Raw genomic sequence first — 18550 nt, 5'->3', positions numbered from 1 at the left:
CGCCGAAGCGTCCCTTGCAGATCGTGCTTGCTGGAGTCGAGCGTCGACGCGAGAGCGCGGATCAGGTGAGCGCAGGCTCCGCCTGGGATACGTCGAGGGTGTCCAGCAACGTGTCTCCGTGCTGAGCGGCGGCCGCATTCAGTGCGTCGTTTTCGGACTGGATCCGTCCGAGTTCGGACTCGAGGTCCTGGACGCGCTGCTGAAGCCGTCGCATCTCGGCGAGGAGTCGCGGGTCAGAACCGCCGACGTAACCGAGAAGCGCCTTTGCCATGATGGATGGTCCTCCACACTGAGTGACCGACCGAAGCGGTGTGGGTCGTGAGGGAATCGCACCCGCGGCGGTCCGGCAGCGACTGTCAGTCACTGCGCTTACTACTGTCAGCGCTGCCAAACAGCTCAGGTGCGCGGGGCTTCCAGCGTCTCACCAAAAAGTTTGACGGTCAACACGATCACGCCCTGTATCGGCGCGCAGCCCTGCCCTGGCACGGGAGGCGGAGATCGTCCACATCTCCGAGCCTTCCACGTTTCACCGGGCGCGGCAACGCCTCCGCGAGGAATCCGCAGTTCCGAGGCGGTGCGACCCGCCCGCGGATCCGATCAGCCCATGATCGGCTGATCGGTCACCGGATGGCGAAACCGTCGTAGCCACCGCGCGGTGTGCCCCAGATCTCTGTTACTCCGTCCACCCGCCCGGGCGTGTCGCCCGACCGCAGCCAGTCCAGCAGCCGGTGGCAATTCTCACGTTGACCCTCGGCCACGACCTGCACTCGGCCGTCGTCCAGGTTCAGTGCGAAGCCGACCACGCCTCCGATCTCCAGCGCATAGGCCCTGGTGAACCAGCGGAAGCCCACTCCCTGTACTCGGCCGCGCACCCATGCGGTCAGCCGGACGTCTTCGTTCATGCGTGAAAGCTAACCGGACGATCACTTTCCAGGCACATCACCCCCCTGGGCCCATGGCGTACAGTCGCGCACCAATGAACTCACCCATTTGGGTGTGTTAGGGATGATCTTGCAAGGAAGGCCAGCCGGATGGGACGCCACCGACTCCACGCCGCACCGCCCGGCGGCGGCAAGCGCCGCACCCTCGTGCGCAACGGTCTGCTGGGCGTCTCCGTGGCCGTGGTCCTCGGCACGGCGGCCGTCACCACCGGTCTCGTACCGGTCGGCGACTCCTTCCCCTACGTGGGTACGGACTCCGCCTCCAAGACGGAGGCCAAGGCTTCGCCGACGCCGGACGCCGGGAGCTCCCTCCAGCAGCAGGGCGGCCTCACCGGACTGCCGGGCCGGGCCGTTCCCTCCGCCGAAGCGAGCAGCGCCTCCCCCACCCCGTCCGCTTCGCCATCCCCCTCGGTCTCCGCCTCCCCCTCGCCCACGCCCTCGCCGTCCACCAAGGCCCCGGAGCCGGTGAAGACCACCGCCGCCCCCAAGCCCGCGGCACCCAAGCCCGCGGCACCCAAGCCCGCGGCTCCCAAGCCGGCCGCGCCCAAGCCCGTCGTCCCGGTCCCCGCGACGGGTGACGGCCACTCCTCGGAAGAGGCGGCCGTCCTCGCCCTGGTGAACCAGGAGCGCGCCCAGGCGGGGTGCGGCCCGGTCCGGGCGAACCCCCCGCTCGCCTCCCTGGCCGCGGCGTTCAGCAAGGACATGGCAGTACGGGGCTTCTTCGACCACACCGACCCCGACGGGCGCACCCCCTGGGACCGGGCCCAGGCCGCCGGCATCTCCGGCCTCGGCGGCGAGAACATAGCCCGGGGCCAGGGCGACGCGGCGTCGGTGATGAACGCCTGGATGAACAGCCCGGGCCACAAGGCGAACATCCTCAACTGTGAGTTCCGCACCCTGGGCGTCGGCGCCTACTTCGGCGCCGGCGGCCCCTGGTGGACCCAGGACTTCGGCTTCTAGCCCCGGCGCCCGGCCCCGGCCCGGCGCCCACCTCCGCCCGGGGATCCTTCCCCGAGCGGACTCAGGCGGCCAGCGCCGCGCGCCCCGCCACGATCACGCGCGCGTGCTGCGCAACGCGGCGGCCGAGGTGCTCGGCGGTGGCTATGTCGGCCTTGTGGACGTCCTCCACACCGTGGTCGGTGTGCGTCTGGGCGGCCGCACCGGCGAAGAAGCCGAGCCGGTTGAGGTCGTTCTCGGAGGCGGTGCTGGTGTTCCAGCCCGGCTTGAGACCGAGGTTGACCCAGCTCATGGCGTGCTGCGCGGCCAGGGTCTGGAAGTAGCCCAGCGTGCCGGACTTGTCGCCGCTCTTGGAACCGGAGTTCGTGAAGCCGGCGGCCACCTTGTCCTGCCAGACGTCCCCGAACCAGCGCTTCGCGGTGGCCTCGGCGAAGGTGTGGAAGGCCCCCGAGGCGGTGCCCATGTAGGTCGGCGAGCCGAAGACGATCGCGTCGGAGGCGTCGAGGAGCGCCCACTGGGCGTCGTCGATCTCATCGACCTTGATCAGGTGGACCGTGGCTCCGGCCTCGGCGGCGCCCGCCCGTACGGCCTCGGCGAGGACCGCGGTGTGCCCGTATCCGGAGTGGTAGGCGATGGAGACGACGGGGGCGTGGGCGAGAGCGGACATGACGGTTCTCCTCAGAAGTGCTCGCGGGACGTGCTCGTGGCGCCCGCCCCGCGGGGAGCGGTGGCGGCGAACACCAGAGAAGCACTAACTTTTGGAAAGCGCAAGCATTCGGTTAGCGCTGTGGAGGGGTACGCTGCTCCCATGGAGAAACCCCTCTGCCCCGAGACGACGTACACGGACCTCCCGTTCGACGTCTTCGCGCGTACGTGTCCCTCGCGGGAAACCCTGGAGCACGTCACCGGCCGCTGGGGCAGCCTCACTGTGGGCGCCCTGCGCGAAGGCCCCTGCCGGTTCAACGAGCTGCGCCGCCGGGTCGCCGGCGTGAGCGAGAAGATGCTCTCGCAGACGCTGCACGCGCTGGAGCGGGACGGCATCGTCAGCCGTGACGCCCAGCCCACCAACCCGCCCCGCGTGGACTACGAGCTGACCCCGCTCGGCCGGGAGGTGGCCGACCGGCTGCTGTCGCTGATCCACTTCGTGGAGGGCAGCATGCCCGAGGTCCTGGCCTCCCGGCAGTCCTACGACGGCAGCCGCGGCGGCCGCTGACAGCGCGGGCAGAAGTAGCTCGACCGGTTCATCCACGGCCGGCGCCGCATCGGCGTGCCGCAGCGCCGGCAGGGCTCGTCCTCGCGCCCGTACGCGTCGAGCGAGCGGTCGAAGTAGCCGGACTCCCCGTTCACGTTGACGTAGAGACTGTCGAAGCTGGTCCCGCCGACGTCGAGGGCGGCGTTCATGACGTCCCGGACGTGCGTGAGGAGTTCCGCGCTCCGGGGGCGCGTGAGCGTGGCGGTGGGGCGCTCGTAGTGCAGCCTCGCGCGCCACAGCGCCTCGTCCGCGTAGATGTTGCCGACCCCGCTGATCAGGGACTGGTCCAGCAGCGCCCGCTTGAGGGTGGTCCGCTTGGCCCGCAGGGCGAGGTGGTAGGAGGGCTCGTCGAAGAGGGGGTCCAGCGGGTCGCGTGCGATGTGCGCGATGACGTCGGGGAGCCCCTCGGCGCTCCCGGGGACACTCTCGTGCAGCGAGAGTCCGCCGAAGGTGCGCTGGTCGACGAAGCGCAGCTCGGTCCCGGCGTCGTCCGCGAAGCGCACCCGGATCCGCAGGTGCTTCTCGTCGGGCGCTCCGGTCGGCTGCACCAGCAGCTGCCCGCTCATCCCGAGGTGCCCGAGCACCGACAGGTCCCGGCCCTCCAGGGGCAGCCACAGGTACTTTCCGCGCCGCATCGGCACGCCGAAGGTCTGGCCGGTCAGCCGGGCGACGAAATCGGCCCCGCCGCCCGGGTGGCGGCGTACGGCGCGCGGATGCAGTACCTCCACGGCACCGACCGTCCGCCCGGCCACCCAGCGCTCCAACCCCCGCCGCACCACTTCGACTTCGGGAAGCTCGGGCACGGTGTTCCTCCGACGGGTGCGTTCTTGCGGCTCACTCGCGAGCCTACCGGCCTCCCCGCCGGCCCTCCCCCGAGGGCTCCGGAGGAGGGGTGCGAGGGCAAGACCCCGGAAAACAGGACGCCCGCCCCTGCGAGGCAGGGGCGGGCGGTGGTTCCCGAAGGAAACGTCAGGAGGAAGCGTCAGGCGCCCGACGCCGGACCGGCGGGCGTCGGCGCCCCGCCGTCCACGGCCGTGGCGTCGTCGGTCACGGCCGTGGCCGTGGCCGCCGCCGGAGCGGCTGCAGCCGCGGCCTGCGCCGCGATCCGCTCGTCCGCCGCGGCACGGATACCGCGCCACGCGGATTCCGCCGCCTGCTGTTCCGCTTCCTTCTTGCTGCGGCCGGTGCCGGTGCCGTACGAGACACCACCGACGCGAGCGGCAGCTGTGAAGGTCTTCTCGTGGTCCGGTCCGGTCTCGGTGACCAGGTACTCCGGTACACCAAGGCCTTCGGCCGCCGTGAGCTCCTGGAGACTGGTCTTCCAGTCCAGGCCGGCCCCGAGGTTGGAGGACTTCTCGATGAGCGGGTCGAAGAGCCGGTGCACCAGCTCCGAGGCCGCGTCGAGGCCCTTGTCGAGGTAGACCGCGCCGATCACCGCTTCAAGGGTGTCGGCGAGGATGGAGGCCTTGTCCCGGCCGCCCGTGCCCTCTTCGCCCCGGCCGAGCCGGATGAAGGAGCCGAGGTCGAGGCCGCGCCCGACCTCCGCCAGTGCGCGCGAGTTGACCACCGCGGCCCGCAGTTTGGCCAGCTGGCCTTCCGGCAGGTCGGGGTGGGTCGTGTACAGCGTGTCCGTGACCACCAGGCCGAGCACGGAGTCCCCGAGGAACTCCAGGCGCTCGTTGGTGGGCAGACCGCCGTTCTCGTACGCGTACGAGCGGTGGGTCAGCGCACGCACCAGAAGGGCGGACTCGAGTTGGTACCCGAGCCGCCCTTCCAGAAGCACGTGGGACGAGGCCGCGTTGTTACTGTCTGCCTGCTTCTCAGCGTTGGACAGCTCAGACATTGCGCCTCTCACCAGCCGCTCAGACCTCGAGGACCTGGCGCTTGTTGTAGGTGCCGCAGCTCGGGCACGCAATGTGCTGGAGCTTCGGCTCCTGGCAACGCTCACACGAAACCAGGGTGGGGACCGCAGCCTTCCACTGCGACCGGCGGTGGCGCGTGTTGCTGCGCGACATCTTCCGCTTCGGAACAGCCACGGCTACTTCTCCTGCTTCTCGGCGGCGCTCTGAACTCCGTCAGATGCAGTGCCGCTCATGTTGTCCTTCTCGTCGTCCTGATCGGTCACGACGAGTTCCTGCAGAGCCGCCCAACGGATGTCGACGGCGTCATGGTGGTGGTCCGGGTCCTCGTTCAGATTGAGCCCGCATTCGGGGCACAGTCCGAGACAGTCCTCCCGGCACACCGGCTGCAGCGGCAGTGCGAGCACCACCACGTCACGCAGCACGGGTTCGAGGTCGAACAAGCCGTCCTCAAGGTGGAGCGTGTCCTCGTCGTCCTCGGCGTCGTCGGCCGGCTCCGCCTTGGAGCGGGTCCGGTCGTCGGCGTCAGGGTACGAGAACATCTCCTGGAAGTCCGCCTTGAGCTCGCGCTCGACGGTCTCCAGACACCTTACGCACTCCCCCACGGCCCGGCCACGAGCGGTGCCTGTGACAAGCACCCCTTCCATGACCGACTCCATCCGGAGGTTGACCTTCAGCGGGGCGCCTTCCGGCACTCCGATGACGTCGGCGAGACCGAGGTCCGCCGGCGCCGCGATCTCGCGGGACAGCCGCTGCATGGCACCAGGACGCCGACCCAGCTCGTGCGTGTCGAACACGAGGGGGTTGCGGTGGTCGAGGTGGGTGTTCAGGGCCGGTTCCTGCTTTCACAGATCGCTGAAGAGCAAAGACTGCGCCACAAGTGGAGCACTTGAGGGCAGCATGGATCGCGGTGCATACGCGCGACCGAACAGCCAGGATACCCGGCGCCGCGCCCAGCGCCCAATCCGGCCTAGCGGTCCTGCTCGTACTGCCGCAGCTGGTCCAGGTTGATCATGCTCGTGTCGAAGAAGCTGGTCTCGTCGAGCGCGGGCTGCTGGGGGGCCTGGGGCTGCTGGTACGCCGCGTAAGGGTCGGGCTGCTGCTGGTAGGGCACCCCGTACGGGTCCGGCTGCTGGACCTGCTGCTGGTAGCCGTACGGGTCCTGGTAGCCGGAGTACGGGTCCTGCTGCGGCTGCTGCCCTTCGTAGGCGTAGGCGTCGTAGGCCGGTTCCTGCCGGGTCTGGGCGGGGACCGGGGCCGCGGCGGGTACGGGTACGGGTTCGGCGAGGCCCGCCAGGAAGTCCGCGTCGCTCGCCGAGCGGGACTGCGAGGCGTCCGCGGCGTCCTGGGCGGCCATGTGCGCGCCCAGGTCGTCCGTCGGCACCCGGCCCAGCAGCTTCTGGCGGCCCCGGCCGACGGCCTCCAGGGTCTTGGAGAGCACCGCCTCGAAGGTCGCCAGCTTGGTGTCGACGTACGCGTCCGCCTGCTCGCGCTGCGTCTGCGGGTCGCTGCTGCGCTCGGGGGCGTCGGTTTCGGGGTACCCGTGTTCGTCCAGCCCCGGGCCGCGGCCCAGCAGCTTCTCCCGGCCGCGGTCCACGGAGCCGATGGTCTTGCTGAGGACGACCTCGAAGTTCGCGAGCTTGCTGTCGACGTAGTCGTCCGCCTCGGCCCGGATCTCCCCGGCCTCCCGGCGGGCGTCCGCGAGGATCCGGTCGGCCTCGGCCTGCGCCCGCCGCGCGATCTCGGTGTCGGAGATCAGCGAACCGCGCTGGGCGTGGGCGGACTCGATGATGCGGTCCGCCTCCCGGCGTGCCTCCTCGACCATCTGGTCCCGGCCGCCGATGAGCTCCTGTGCCTGGGCGAGGGAGCCGGGGAGCGCCTTGCGGACCTCTTCCAGCTCGGCGAGCAGCTCCGCGCGGTTGATCACGCAGGAAGCCGACATGGGCATGGACCGGGCGCCGCTGACGGCCGCGACGATCTCGTCGAGCTTCTTCTGCACGTCCATGGGGGCTCGCACTCTCTCGGCCTCGGGCGGTTCCCGAGTCGGACGGGACGACTTTAAGGCCGCCGGGTGGACGCGCGGGACCGGCTGGGGGAACGCCCTGCGGTCAGCGCTCGGCGAGCCGCGCCAGGAGCGCCGCGTGTACGTGCGCGGGAAGCAGGTGGGCGACGTCGCCGCCCCAGGCCGCGACCTCCTTGACCAGCGAGGAGGACAGGAAGCTGTAGGTGGGGATGGTCGGGACGAACAGCGTCTCGACGCCCGACAGGCCCATGTTCATCTGCGCCATCTGGAGCTCGTAGTCGAAGTCGCTGACCGCGCGCAGGCCCTTGACGATGGCCGGGATGTCCCGCTGCTTGCAGAAGTCGACGAGCAGGCCGTGGAAGGCCTCGACCTGGATGTTGCCGTAGTCGGCCGTCGCCTCGCGGATCAGCTCGATCCGCTCCTCGACGGTGAACAGGCCCTGCTTCGACCGGTTGATCATCACGGCGACGTGCACGACGTCGTACAGCCTGGAGGCGCGTCCGATGATGTCGAGGTGTCCGTTGTGGATGGGATCGAAGGACCCCGGACAGACTGCGCGGCGCAACTGAACTCCCTCGTTCATGAGTCTTCGCTGGTGAAAGCGGCGCGTCCGTACCAAAGGGTGCCCTCACCGTACTTGCGCGACCGGAGCGGCTCGAAGCCCTCGGGCCACGGGAAGGCGCCGCTCCTGGTGCTGCGCTCCACGGTGACGAGCGCATCGTCCGTGATCCAGCCATTGGCCCGGAGTGTGAGGAGGATCTCCCGGAGATCATCGTGGCCCACGGCGTACGGGGGGTCGAGGAACACGACGTCGTAGGGCTCCCCCTGGGGGGCCGCCGCGACGATCTGTTCCGCCTTCCCGGCCCGGAAGTCGGCGCCCGGCAGGCCGACCGCCTTGATGTTGTCGCGGATCGCCTTGGCGGCCTTGGCGTCGGGCTCGACCAGCAGTGCGTGGTCGGCGCCGCGCGAGAGCGCCTCCAGGCCGACCGCGCCGGAGCCGGCGTACAGGTCCAGCACCCGGGACCCCTCGACGCCGTGCAGCGACTCCCAGGTGGAGAAGAGCCCTTCGCGCATCCGGTCCGAGGTCGGGCGGGTGCCGGTGCCGGGGGGCACGGCCAGCCGTCGCCCGCCGGCGCTGCCGGCGATCACGCGCGTCATCTGGGTCCTTCGGGTGGGGAATGCGGGAATGCCTGTGGGCTCCCACGATATGTCGTACCGGTCAGCCCTTCTCCAGGTACTGCTCGCGCTCGGTGTCCAGCAGGGCGTCGAGCGCGGTGCGCAGGCCCGGCAGACCGGTCAGTTCGGGGTCTTCGGCGACCACGCGGGTGGCTTCCTCGCGGGCCTGCGCGATGACCTCCTCGTCCTCGATGACCGCGAGCATCCGCAGCGAGGAGCGCACGCCCGACTGGGCCTGGCCGAGGACGTCGCCCTCGCGGCGCTGCTCCAGGTCGATCCGGGACAGCTCGAACCCGTCGAGGGTGGCGGCGACGGCGGCGAGGCGGGCCCGGGCGGGGCTGGCCTCGTGCATCTCGCTGACCAGGAGGCACAGCCCGGGCGCGGAGCCACGGCCGACCCGGCCGCGCAGCTGGTGGAGCTGCGAGACGCCGAACCGGTCGGCATCCATGATCACCATCACGGTGGAGTTCGGGACGTTCACCCCGACCTCGATGACGGTGGTGGCGACGAGCACCTTGACCTCGCCGGCGGCGAAGCGGCGCATCACGTCGTCCTTGTCGGCGGGGTCCATCCGGCCGTGGAGCACCTCGACCGACAGCCCGGCGAGCGGGCCCTTGACCAGCTGTTCGGCGATCTCCAGGACGGCCAGCGGAGGCCGCTTCTCGCTCTCGTCCTCGGCGGACTTCTTCTTCTCGTCCGCCTCGTCGCCGATCCGCGGGCACACCACGTACGCCTGGTGGCCCTTGTCGACCTCCTCGCGGACCCGTTCCCAGGCCCGGGCGAGGAAGTGCGGCTTGTCCTTGGCGGGGACCACGTGCGTGGCGATCGGGGAGCGGCCGGCGGGCAGCTGGTCCAGGACGGAGGTCTCCAGGTCGCCGAAGACGGTCATGGCGACCGTGCGCGGGATCGGGGTCGCCGTCATCACCAGCAGGTGCGGGGGCTGCTTCCCCTTGGAGCGCAGCGCGTCGCGCTGCTCCACCCCGAAACGGTGCTGCTCGTCCACGACGACCAGGCCGAGGTCGTGGAACTGCACCTTGTCCTCGATGAGCGCGTGGGTGCCGATGACGATGCCGGCCTCGCCGGTGACCAGGTCGAGGAGCGCCTGCCGCCGCGCGGGCATCCCCATCGAGCCGGTCAGCAGCACCACTTTGGTGCCCTGGTCGCAGCCGCCCAGCATCCCGCCCTCGGCGAGCTCGCCCATCATCTCGGTGATGGAGCGGTGGTGTTGCTGGGCGAGCACCTCGGTGGGCGCGAGCATCGCGGCCTGCCCGCCGGAGCCGACGACGGCGAGCATGGCCCGCAGCGCGACCAGCGTCTTGCCGGAGCCGACCTCGCCCTGCAGGAGGCGGTGCATGGGGTGTTCGGTGGCGAGGTCGTCGAAGATCTCCTTGGAGACGGTCTGCTGGCCCGCGGTGAGGGTGAAGGGCAGCTTCGCGTCGAAGGCGTCGAGCAGTCCGCCGGGGGCGGCGCGGCGCGGCACGGCGGGGAGCTGGGAGTCGGCGTGCCGGCGGCGGGCGAGGGCGACCTGGAGGACGAAGGCCTCGTCCCACTTGAGTCGCTGCCGGGCGTCCTCGATGTCGGCCTTGGTTCCCGGCCGGTGGATCTTGAGCAGCGCTTCGGGGAGCGGGACCAGGCCCCGGCCCTCGCGCAGCGCCGCGGGGAGCGGGTCCACGGTCTCCCGGGCCCGGGGCAGTACGGCGTCCACACACTTGGCGATCTTCCAGGACTCCAGCTTGGCGCAGGCCGGGTAGATCGGGATGAGCTGGTTGGCGAAGGCGGTGGCCGCGTCCCGGTCGGAGGCGTCGGCGCCGAGGGGCTCGTAGGCGGGGTGGGAGAGCTGGAGCTTGCGGTTGAACATGCCGACCTTGCCCGCGAACATGGCGCGGCTGCCGGGGAGCAGGTCCTTGTGCGGTTTGTGGACGCCCGCGCCGAAGAAGACGAGCTGGAGCCGGCCGCTGCCGTCGGTGATGGTGACTTCGAGGCGCTTGCCGCCGCCCCGGCTGCCCTGGTAGGTGAGGAGCCTCGCGTCGGCGACCTGTGCGACGACCGTCACGTGCTCGTCGATCTGGTCGGCGAGGTCGGCGAGGGGCGTGAGCTCGCCCCGCTCCGCGTACCGCCGCGGGTAGTGGTGGAGCAGGTCCAGGGCCGTGTGCAGGCCGAGCTGCTCGGCCAGCACCTTCGCGGTGGCGGGGCCGAGCGTCTTCTTGAGGTCTTCGTCGAGCGCGGGCACGTGTTCCATTGCACACCATGGCGCCGACAACGCGGCTATTCGACCCCGATGAGCAGCGGCGCCGAATACCGGCCGCCCCGGTAGGTGACGGTGTCGACGGCCAGGTGCCCGTGCTGGACGTACGCCTCCAGGCGCGCGGCGAGCGCGTCGGGGACCTCCGGTCCCAGGACGAGCGTGACGAGTTCGCCGCCGGAGCCCAGCATCCGCGCCAGGACGGCCTCCGCGGTCTCGGGCAGGCCGGATCCGATGACGGCGACGTCGCCGTCGATGAGGCCGAGCACGTCGCCTTCCTGGCAGATGCCGGCGGAGGTGAAGGACTGCCGTTCGGCGACGGCCAGTTCCCCGTAGCGGGTGGCGCCCGCGGCGGCGGTCATGGCCACCACGTCCTCGTCGAAGCTGGCGTCCCCGTCGTGCACGGCGAGGGCGGCCAGGCCCTGGACCGCCGAGCGCGTGGGGATCACGGCGACGCGTACGCCGTCGGCGCGGACCTCCTCGGCGGCCGCCGAGGCCGCCGCGCGCCATTCGCTGTCGTTGGGCAGCACGACCACCTCGCGGGCGTGGGCCCGCCGGATCGCGTCGGCCAGTTGCGCGACCGCCGGCGCCTCCCCGGGCCGGGCCAGGACGGTCGTCGCGCCCGCCTCCCCGCACAGACCGGCCAGCCCCTCGCCCGGGACCACGGCGACCACGGCCCGCTGGACGCGCTCGGTCCGCGCGCGGCGCCGCTCGTCGCCGAAGTGGGTGATGCGGATGCGGTAGGGCCGCCCGGCGACCACCCCGGCCTCCACGGCCGCCCCGGGATCGTCGACGTGGACGTGGACGTTCCAGAGCCCCTCGCCACCGACCACCACCAGCGAGTCGCCGAGCCCGTCGAGCCGGGTCCGCAGCGTGGCAACGGCGGCTTCGGTGGCCTCGAGCAGGTAGATCACCTCGTACGCGGGTCCGCCCTGGTCCTGCGCGTCGCAGGGCTGCGGCGGCTGCGGTACGGGCACGGCCCGCCCCCGGACGGGTTCCGGCGCGGGTTCCTGACCGGACAGCGCCTGCCACAGCGCCCCGAGTACGGCGACCACCCCGCAGCCTCCGGCATCGACCACGCCGGCCCGGCCCAGCGCGGCCAGCTGCCCGGGGGTCTCGGCGAGGGCCGCACGGGCCCCGTCGTAGGCGGCGCGGGCCACGTCGGCGGCGGTCCCGGCGGCGGCGCCCGCCGCCCGTGCCGCGGCGGTCGCCACGGTGAGCATGGTGCCCTCGACGGGGTGTGCGACGGCCTGGTACGCCTCTTCGGCGGCCCGGGCCAGCGCCTGCGCGAGCATCGGGCCGGGCGCCCGTTCCCCCGGTTCGGCGCCGAGGACGTCCGCCACCCCGCGCAGCAGCTGCGCCAGGATGGTGCCGGAGTTGCCCCGGGCGCCTATGAGGGCGCCGTGCGCGAAGGCCCGTACGGCTTCGGGGAGGGAGGGGGCGGCAGTGGTCCGCGTCTCGTCCTCGAAGGCGGCGGCCAGCTCGCGGTCGGCGGACTCGGCGGTGAGGTAGAGGTTGGTGCCGGTGTCGGCGTCGGCGACGGGGTAGACGTTGATGGCGTCGATGTCCTCGCGGGCCCGGTCCAGGGCGGCCAGGGCCAGCGAACTCCAGGCGCGCACCGCTTCGGCGTCGAGCTCGTCGGCGGACTGCGGCGCAGGCTCGTGCGGCACCGGGCGTTCCTCCTTGTGCGGGCCGGGGTTCACCGCAGGGTAACCAAGGCCGGCCGTCCGGGCGGGGCCGGCGGAGCCCATGGTAGTTTTCTTGGACGGGCGCAGTCGTTGTATGCTGCTCCGGTTGCCCGATGAGAGTCGGGCCATTCCCCCGGCAAACCACTTCGGATCTCTGATTCCGGTGCGCCGGATTCACTGTAAGTGCATCTGAAGTCTTTGGAGTGACCTGTGGCTGCCAACTGCGACGTTTGCGCCAAGGGGCCGAGCTTCGGCAACAACATCTCCCACTCGCACCGCCGCACCTCGCGTCGCTGGAACCCGAACATCCAGCGCGTCCGTGCCGTGGTCAATGGGACGCCGAAGCGCCTCAACGCCTGCACCTCGTGCATCAAGGCCGGCAAGGTCTCGCGCTGACGCCTTCCGTCGTCGTAGCGCAGCCCTTTCCGGTTGCCAAGAAGGCCGGTCCACCTCGTGGACCGGCCTTTTGCCTTTCCCGCGCGCGGTCCGGTGAGTTCACCGGCCCCGCGCGTCGTTGCCGGGCGGCCTAGGGGCGCCACCGCCAGGCGTGGTCCACGGGGCCGATGCCCGCGCCGAGCGCGAAGCCGGCCGCGAGGGCGCCGGTGACGTACTCCTTGGCCGCCTTGACGGCCGCGGGTACGTCCAGGCCCTGGGCGAGGCCCGCCGCGACGGCGCTGGCCAGGGTGCAGCCCGTGCCGTGGGTGTGCCGGTTGTCGTACCGGGGGGCGCGCAGCCAGTGTTCCGCGGCGCCGTCGGTCAGCAGGTCCACGGCCTCGTCGCCGTGTGCCGTCAGGTGGCCGCCCTTGATCAGGGCCCAGCGCGGGCCGTAACCGAGGACCGCGTCGGCGGCCCGGCGCATGTCGTCCTCGTTCTCGACGACGACCCCGGTGAGCTGCGTCACCTCGTCGAGGTTCGGTGTCGCCACCGTGGCCCTGGGCAGCAGTTCCCCGCGTACGGCGTCCAGCGCCGAGGCGGCGAGCAGCGCGTCGCCGTGCTTGGAGACCCCGACGGGGTCCACGACCGCAGGGGCCGCGGTGGAGGCGAGGAGTTCGGCCACCGTCTCCACGAGGGCCGCCGAGGACAGCATCCCGGTCTTGACGGCCTGCACCCCGATGTCGTCCACCACGGCCCGGTACTGGGCCCTGACGGCTTCGGCGGGCAGCTCCCAGACACCCTGCACGCCGAGCGAGTTCTGGGCGGTCACGGCGGTGACGACGCTCATCCCGTGCACGCCGAGCGCCAGCATCGTCTTGAGGTCCGCCTGGATGCCGGCGCCGCCGCCGGAGTCGGATCCGGCGACGGTCAGGCACAGCGGCGGGCGGTTCACCGGGAAGGCTCCTCGGCGGCCGGGTCGGCGCCGAAGTGGTCCCACCCGCCGGTGCTGGTCCAGGGGGCGCCGTCGACGGTCACCTGGGGCAGCGCGGAGCGGTTCTGCACCTCGCCGATGACCTTCCAGCGGGCGGGCAGTTTCACGTCGGGCGGGAAGGTCGCCACGATGGCGTGGTCCTCGCCTCCGGTGAGGACCCACTGGAGCGGGTCCACGCCGACGGCCTGGCCGATGTCGTACATCTGGCTCGGGATGTCGACGGCCGCCGAGCGCAGGTCGATCCGTACCTTGCTGGCCTCGGCGATGTGACCGAGGTCGGCGACCAGGCCGTCGCTGACGTCCGTCATGGCGGTGGCGCCGAGGCCGGCCGCGGCGGGACCGGCGTGGTAGGGCGGCTCGGGACGCCGGTGGGCCTCCACGAAGGCCCGCGGGGAGCGGAAGCCGCGCGAGAGCACGGCGAACCCGGCCGCGGACCAGCCCAGCCAGCCGGTGACGGCGACCACGTCGCCGGGCCGGGCGCCGGAGCGCAGCACGGGTTCGTGGTTGCGCAGGTCGCCGAGGGCGGTGATGGCGACGGTGATGGTGTCACCGCGTACGACGTCGCCGCCGACCACGGCCGCCCCGGCGACCTGGCACTCGTCGCGGATGCCGTCCATCAGCTCGGTGGGCCAGGTCACCGGCAGTTCCGCCGGTACCACGAGGCCGAGCAGGAGCGCGGTCGGCACCGCGCCCATGGCGGCGATGTCGGCGAGGTTCTGGGCGGCGGCCTTGCGGCCGACGTCGTAGGCCGTGGACCAGTCGCGCCGGAAGTGCCGGCCTTCCAGGAGGATGTCCGTACTCGCCACGACCCGTCGGTCGGGGGCCGACACCACCGCGGCGTCGTCCCCGGGTCCGAGCCGGACCGCCGGGGTGGTGGTGAGCCGTGAGGTGAGCTCCCGAATGAGCCCGAACTCCCCCAGCTCGCCCACAGTGCCCTTCATCGCTGTGCCCCTTCTTGCCCAGTCCGCTTGCGGTCGCGAGCCGTCACAGCTCTGGGTACCGTCAACAGATACGTCAACTTCTGCTCCATGTGCGCCCCGCCGTGCGTGGTGCCGGGCTCGCGGGTCTCCCCGCGGCGCTCGGCGACGCGGTACCGTGGCGTCCCTTCTTCCCCGGGCCCACCCGCAGTTCCAGGGCCCAACCGAAGGTTAGGGGAAATGATCCTCGTGGCCGCCCTGGAGGTTCCGTGGTACAGGCGTACATCCTCATCCAGACCGAGGTGGGCAAGGCGTCGTTCGTCGCCGAGTCCATCGGCCGGATCCCGGGGGTGATCCAAGCCGAGGACGTGACGGGCCCGTACGACGTGATCGTGCGCGCCCAGGCCGACACCGTCGACGATCTCGGCCGCATGGTGGTCGCCAAGGTCCAGCAGGTGGAGGGGATCACCCGCACCTTGACCTGCCCCGTGGTCCATCTGTAGCCCCGTCTACTCTTGGCCGGTGATGTCTGACCACCGCCGGCCGCTGCGTCTCCTGGCCCTGCCTGCCTGCACCGCCCTGCTGGCCCTCACGGGCTGCGCTCCGGACGGTTCGCCGGTCCGGCTGGAGCCACCGCCCACGCCGCCCGCCGAGGTCGCGGGACTCTGTGCGGCACTGCACGAGGAGCTCCCGGACACGGTGGCCGGTCTGGAGCGGACCGGCACCACACCGCAGTCGCCGCTGACCGCCGCGTGGGGCGGCTCGGCGATCGTACTGCGGTGCGGTATCCCCAAGCCGCCGCGGATGGCCGATCCGAAGCAGGACGGCGTCGAGGTCAACGGAGTGGGCTGGTTGGTGGAGAAGCTGCCCGACGGCGAGGGCGGCGGTTACCGGTTCACGACCGGGCTGCGGCTGGCGTACACCGAAGTCCGGGTGGACAAGGAACACGCCACCGACGCGCAGATGCTCGTCGGGCTCTCGGGGGCGGTAGCCAAGACCGTTCCGGAGGGCATCTCCTCCTACTGAGGCACCGCCCGCCCCCCGTTCCCACGAGGACCGCCCGCCGGAGATCCGGCGGGCGGTCCTTTCGTGCGTACGGCCTGGCCGGGCTCAGCGCAGTCCGGTGGAGCGGCGCAGGGCGGCCTGGATCAGGAGGTCGACCAGCTCCGGGTACTCGACGCCCGACTCCTGCCACATGCGGGGGTACATGGAGATCGGGGTGAAGCCCGGCATCGTGTTGATCTCGTTGATGACGAAGGTGCCGTCCTCGGTGAGGAAGAAGTCGGCGCGCACCAGTCCCTCGCAGGACGCTGCCTCGAAGGCCTCGATCGCGAGCCGCTGCACCTCGGCGGTCTGCTCGGGGGTGAGCGGGGCGGGCACGATCCCGGAAGCGGAGTCGATGTACTTCGCCTCGAAGTCGTAGAAGTCGTGGCTGGAGACCGGCGGGATCTCCGCCGGGGCGCTCGCACGGGGCCCGTCCTCGAATTCCAGCACGCCGCACTCGATCTCGCGGCCGCGCAGCAGCGCCTCGACGATGATCTTCGGGTCGTGGCGCTGGGCCTCGGCGACGGCCGCGTCGAGGGCGGCGGCGTCGTCGACCTTGGTGATGCCGATCGAGGATCCGGCCCGGGCGGGCTTGATGAACAGCGGCCAGCCGTGTTCGGCGGCGAAGTCCAGGATCTTGCCGCGGGCGGCGTCCGGGTCGGACCACTCGCGGGGGCGGATGGTCACGTACGGGCCGACGTTCAGCCCGAAGGAGGTGAACACCCGCTTCATGTAGTCCTTGTCCTGGCCGACGGCCGAGGCGAGGACTCCGGAGCCGACGTAGGGGACCCCGGCGAGTTCCAGGAGCCCCTGGAGGGTGCCGTCCTCTCCGTACGGGCCGTGCAGCACGGGGAAGACGACGTCGACCTCGCCCAGGGCCTTGGGAACGGCGCCCGGCTCGGTGTAGACGACCTCGCGGTTCGCCGGGTCGACGGAGAGGACGACGGCGCCGTCCTCGGAGTCCGCGAGCTCGTCGACGTTCGGGAGCTTCCGGTCGGCGATGGCCATCCGGGAGGGCTCGTCGGCGGTCAGCGCCCACCGGCCGTCCGTGGTGATGCCGATGGGCAGCACCTCGTACTTGGACCGGTCGATGGAGCGCAGCACGGCGCCGGCCGTGACGACCGAGATGGCGTGTTCCGAGCTGCGGCCGCCGAACACGACGGCCACGCGGGGCTTGCGGCCCTGCTGCTCAGGGGTCTGGGGGAGGTTCTCGCTGCTCATATCGCCACGAGAGTACCCGCTCGGACGTCCGGAAAGGACTCAGCGGCGTTCCGGTTTGGCGCTGCGGCCCATGAGTTCCTTCAATGCGACCAGCGTGGGCTTGCCGTGGTGCACGATGTCGACGACCGTCTCGGTGATCGGCATGTCCACTCCGTGCCGGTGGGCCAGATCCGCCACGGACTGGCAGGACTTGACCCCTTCCGCGGTCTGCTTGGTGACCGCGATGGTCTCCTCCAGGGTCATCCCGCGGCCGAGGTTGGTGCCGAAGGTGTGGTTCCGGGAGAGCGGCGAGGAGCAGGTGGCGACCAGGTCGCCGAGGCCGGCCAGGCCGGAGAAGGTGAGCGGGTCCGCGCCCATGGCGAGGCCGAGGCGGGTCGTCTCGGCGAGGCCGCGGGTGATGAGCGAGCCCTTGGTGTTGTCGCCCAGGCCCATGCCGTCCGCGATGCCGACGGCGAGGCCGATGACGTTCTTGACGGCGCCGCCGAGCTCGCAGCCGACCACGTCGGTGTTGGTGTAGGGGCGGAAGTAAGGGGTGTGGCAGGCGGCCTGGAGGCGCTGGGCGACGGCTTCGTCCACGCAGGCGACCACGGACGCGGCGGGCTGGCGGGCGGCGATCTCGCGGGCCAGGTTGGGGCCGGTGACCACGGCGACGCGCGCGGCCGGGACTCCGGCGACCTCTTCGATGACCTCGCTCATCCGCTTGGCGGTGCCGAGTTCGATGCCCTTCATCAGGGAGACGAGCACGGTGTCGGGGGCCAGCAGCGGCGCCCAGGCGGCCAGGTTGCCGCGCAGGGTCTGGGAGGGCACGGCGAGGACCGTGAAGTCGGCCCCCTCGGCGGCTTCGGCGGCGTCGGTGGTGGCCCGGATGCCGGCGGGGAGCTCGACGCCGGGCAGGTAGTCCGGGTTGCTCCGGCCGGTGTTGACGGCGTCGGCCAGCTCCTTGCGGCGGCCCCAGAGGGTCACCTCGCAGCCGGCGTCGGCGAGGACCATGGCGAACGCCGTGCCCCAGGAGCCGGTTCCGTACACGGCTGCCTTCACGGGACGTGTCACTTCATGCCCTCCCCCGCGGCCTTGCGCCGCTGTTCCGCCCTGGCCCTGCGGTGGTCGTACGGCTGCTCGGGCGCCTTCTCGCCGCGCAGCTCCTCCAGCAGCCCGGTGACCGCCGCCATGATGGCCTCGGTGGCCGCCTTGAGCACGTCGGGGGTGGGCTCGTGGTCGTAGAACTCGGAGAGGTCCACGGGCGGCCCGGCGAGCACCTGGAGGGTCTTGCGCGGGAAGAGGCTGACCTTGTTCTCCTTGGCGTACGGCGGCATCGCGAGGTTCGCGCCCCACTGGGCCACCGGGATGACGGGGGCCTTGGTCACCAGCGCCACCCTGGCCACTCCGGTCTTGCCGGCCATGGGCCACATCCCCGGGTCGCGGGTCAAAGTGCCCTCCGGGTAAAAGGCCACGCATTCCCCGCGTTCGATGGCGGCGACGGCCGCCCGGAACGCGTCGAGGGCGTTGGTGGTCTCCCGGTAGACGGGGATCTGTCCCGAGCCGCGCAGGATCATGCCGACGAAAGGCACCTTGAACAGGGCGGCCTTCGCGAGCAGCCGCGGAACCCGGCCGGTGTTGTACTGGAAGTGCGCGTAGGAGAGCGGGTCCAGATACGAGTTGTGATTGACGGCGGTGATAAAGCCGCCGTCGGCCGGAATGTGCTCCATTCCCCGCCAGTCCCGCTTGAAGAGCACTACCAGCGGCGGTTTCGCGATGACCGCCGCCAGGCGGTACCAGAAGCCGATTCTGCGGCGGGACACTCGGACACCTTCCTCTAAGACCGGGGCGCGCGGGCACCTCGCGGGCCGGACAAGTGTCGCCCCAG

The 18550-nt window shown here is 71.6% G+C and carries 22 protein-coding genes; 5 read left to right on the top strand and 17 right to left on the bottom strand.

Annotated features, from left to right (window positions below):
* Positions 1-61: 61 nt before the first annotated feature.
* Both OHA81_RS22670 and OHA81_RS22665 read right to left on the bottom strand, forming a co-directional pair.
* Positions 62-271 (bottom strand): hypothetical protein, encoded by a 210-nt coding sequence (locus OHA81_RS22670; RefSeq protein WP_136213338.1) that lies wholly within the window; start codon positions 269-271, stop codon positions 62-64.
* A gap of 349 nt (positions 272-620) precedes the next feature.
* Positions 621-902, bottom strand: coding sequence for an acylphosphatase (locus tag OHA81_RS22665; RefSeq protein WP_329198655.1), 282 nt, complete (start codon positions 900-902; stop codon positions 621-623).
* A 129-nt stretch (positions 903-1031) separates the two neighbouring features.
* Here OHA81_RS22665 and OHA81_RS22660 point away from each other — a divergent pair, with 129 nt between their 5' ends.
* On the top strand, positions 1032-1901 hold the full coding sequence (locus OHA81_RS22660; protein ID WP_329198653.1) for a CAP domain-containing protein: 870 nt from the start codon (positions 1032-1034) through the stop codon (positions 1899-1901).
* A 61-nt stretch (positions 1902-1962) separates the two neighbouring features.
* Here the strand turns inward: OHA81_RS22660 and OHA81_RS22655 are convergent, their stop codons facing one another.
* Complete coding sequence (locus OHA81_RS22655) at positions 1963-2565, bottom strand: flavodoxin family protein (protein ID WP_329198651.1); 603 nt, start codon at positions 2563-2565, stop codon at positions 1963-1965.
* A gap of 141 nt (positions 2566-2706) precedes the next feature.
* Between OHA81_RS22655 and OHA81_RS22650 the strand changes: the two genes are divergently transcribed.
* Positions 2707-3111, top strand: a complete 405-nt coding sequence (locus OHA81_RS22650) for a winged helix-turn-helix transcriptional regulator (RefSeq protein ID WP_329198649.1) — start codon at positions 2707-2709, stop codon at positions 3109-3111.
* Here the strand turns inward: OHA81_RS22650 and mutM are convergent.
* The 9 genes from mutM to OHA81_RS22605 all read right to left on the bottom strand — a co-directional run bounded on the left by mutM (position 3084) and on the right by OHA81_RS22605 (position 12201).
* The gene (gene mutM / locus OHA81_RS22645) at positions 3084-3953 is read right to left on the bottom strand and encodes a bifunctional DNA-formamidopyrimidine glycosylase/DNA-(apurinic or apyrimidinic site) lyase (RefSeq protein ID WP_329198647.1); all 870 of its coding nucleotides are present in this window, start codon (positions 3951-3953) and stop codon (positions 3084-3086) included. The genes OHA81_RS22650 and mutM overlap by 28 nt on opposite strands.
* Before the next feature lie 179 nt (positions 3954-4132).
* Entirely contained in the window at positions 4133-4993 is an 861-nt protein-coding gene (gene rnc / locus OHA81_RS22640; RefSeq protein WP_329198645.1) for a ribonuclease III, read from the bottom strand.
* 19 nt (positions 4994-5012) lie between these two features.
* A complete protein-coding gene (rpmF, locus tag OHA81_RS22635; RefSeq protein WP_003965982.1) occupies positions 5013-5186 on the bottom strand; it encodes a 50S ribosomal protein L32 in 174 nt (57 codons plus the stop codon).
* Positions 5187-5188: 2 nt separating this feature from the next.
* Positions 5189-5839, bottom strand: a complete 651-nt coding sequence (locus OHA81_RS22630; RefSeq protein WP_329202475.1) for a YceD family protein — start codon at positions 5837-5839, stop codon at positions 5189-5191.
* 140 nt (positions 5840-5979) lie between these two features.
* Entirely contained in the window at positions 5980-7014 is a 1035-nt protein-coding gene (locus tag OHA81_RS22625; RefSeq protein ID WP_329198643.1) for an ATP synthase F0 subunit B, read from the bottom strand.
* 103 nt (positions 7015-7117) lie between these two features.
* On the bottom strand, positions 7118-7597 hold the full coding sequence (coaD, locus tag OHA81_RS22620; RefSeq protein WP_329202473.1) for a pantetheine-phosphate adenylyltransferase: 480 nt from the start codon (positions 7595-7597) through the stop codon (positions 7118-7120).
* A gap of 14 nt (positions 7598-7611) precedes the next feature.
* The gene (gene rsmD / locus OHA81_RS22615) at positions 7612-8190 is read right to left on the bottom strand and encodes a 16S rRNA (guanine(966)-N(2))-methyltransferase RsmD (protein ID WP_329198641.1); all 579 of its coding nucleotides are present in this window, start codon (positions 8188-8190) and stop codon (positions 7612-7614) included.
* Between the two features lie 61 nt (positions 8191-8251).
* Positions 8252-10447 (bottom strand): ATP-dependent DNA helicase RecG, encoded by a 2196-nt coding sequence (gene recG / locus OHA81_RS22610; protein WP_329198640.1) that lies wholly within the window; start codon positions 10445-10447, stop codon positions 8252-8254.
* Between the two features lie 26 nt (positions 10448-10473).
* Complete coding sequence (locus OHA81_RS22605) at positions 10474-12201, bottom strand: DAK2 domain-containing protein (protein ID WP_329198639.1); 1728 nt, start codon at positions 12199-12201, stop codon at positions 10474-10476.
* A gap of 147 nt (positions 12202-12348) precedes the next feature.
* On the opposite strand from OHA81_RS22605, the gene rpmB reads away from it, so the two are divergent.
* Positions 12349-12534, top strand: coding sequence for a 50S ribosomal protein L28 (gene rpmB / locus OHA81_RS22600; protein ID WP_007266795.1), 186 nt, complete (start codon positions 12349-12351; stop codon positions 12532-12534).
* A 130-nt stretch (positions 12535-12664) separates the two neighbouring features.
* Here rpmB and thiD read toward each other — a convergent pair whose 3' ends face one another.
* Both thiD and OHA81_RS22590 read right to left on the bottom strand, forming a co-directional pair.
* Positions 12665-13465: a bifunctional hydroxymethylpyrimidine kinase/phosphomethylpyrimidine kinase gene (gene thiD, locus OHA81_RS22595; RefSeq protein WP_329198637.1), complete on the bottom strand. Its 801-nt coding sequence runs from the start codon at positions 13463-13465 to the stop codon at positions 12665-12667.
* The gene (locus OHA81_RS22590; protein ID WP_329198635.1) at positions 13462-14445 is read right to left on the bottom strand and encodes a thiamine-phosphate kinase; all 984 of its coding nucleotides are present in this window, start codon (positions 14443-14445) and stop codon (positions 13462-13464) included. Before OHA81_RS22590 ends, thiD begins: the two co-directional genes overlap by 4 nt.
* A 245-nt stretch (positions 14446-14690) precedes the next feature.
* Between OHA81_RS22590 and OHA81_RS22585 the strand changes: the two genes are divergently transcribed.
* Together OHA81_RS22585 and OHA81_RS22580 are read left to right on the top strand one after the other, a co-directional pair.
* The gene (locus tag OHA81_RS22585) at positions 14691-14924 is read left to right on the top strand and encodes an Lrp/AsnC family transcriptional regulator (protein WP_190186891.1); all 234 of its coding nucleotides are present in this window, start codon (positions 14691-14693) and stop codon (positions 14922-14924) included.
* Between the two features lie 22 nt (positions 14925-14946).
* Entirely contained in the window at positions 14947-15447 is a 501-nt protein-coding gene (locus OHA81_RS22580) for a DUF3515 domain-containing protein (RefSeq protein WP_329198632.1), read from the top strand.
* A gap of 84 nt (positions 15448-15531) precedes the next feature.
* On the opposite strand, the gene OHA81_RS22575 is transcribed toward OHA81_RS22580, so the two are convergent.
* From OHA81_RS22575 to OHA81_RS22565, 3 genes are read right to left on the bottom strand one after another with little or no spacing between them, the layout of a single operon-like run.
* Entirely contained in the window at positions 15532-16686 is a 1155-nt protein-coding gene (locus tag OHA81_RS22575) for a D-alanine--D-alanine ligase family protein (protein WP_329198631.1), read from the bottom strand.
* Between the two features lie 39 nt (positions 16687-16725).
* Complete coding sequence (locus OHA81_RS22570) at positions 16726-17736, bottom strand: NAD(P)H-dependent glycerol-3-phosphate dehydrogenase (RefSeq protein WP_329198629.1); 1011 nt, start codon at positions 17734-17736, stop codon at positions 16726-16728.
* Positions 17733-18485 (bottom strand): lysophospholipid acyltransferase family protein, encoded by a 753-nt coding sequence (locus tag OHA81_RS22565; protein ID WP_329198627.1) that lies wholly within the window; start codon positions 18483-18485, stop codon positions 17733-17735. The genes OHA81_RS22570 and OHA81_RS22565 overlap by 4 nt, the downstream gene beginning before the upstream one ends.
* Positions 18486-18550: the final 65 nt, after the last annotated feature.

Source organism: Streptomyces sp. NBC_00667, from assembly GCF_036226825.1.
Classification (GTDB): domain Bacteria; phylum Actinomycetota; class Actinomycetes; order Streptomycetales; family Streptomycetaceae; genus Streptomyces.
This window is presented reverse-complemented; position numbering and strand designations above follow the sequence as displayed.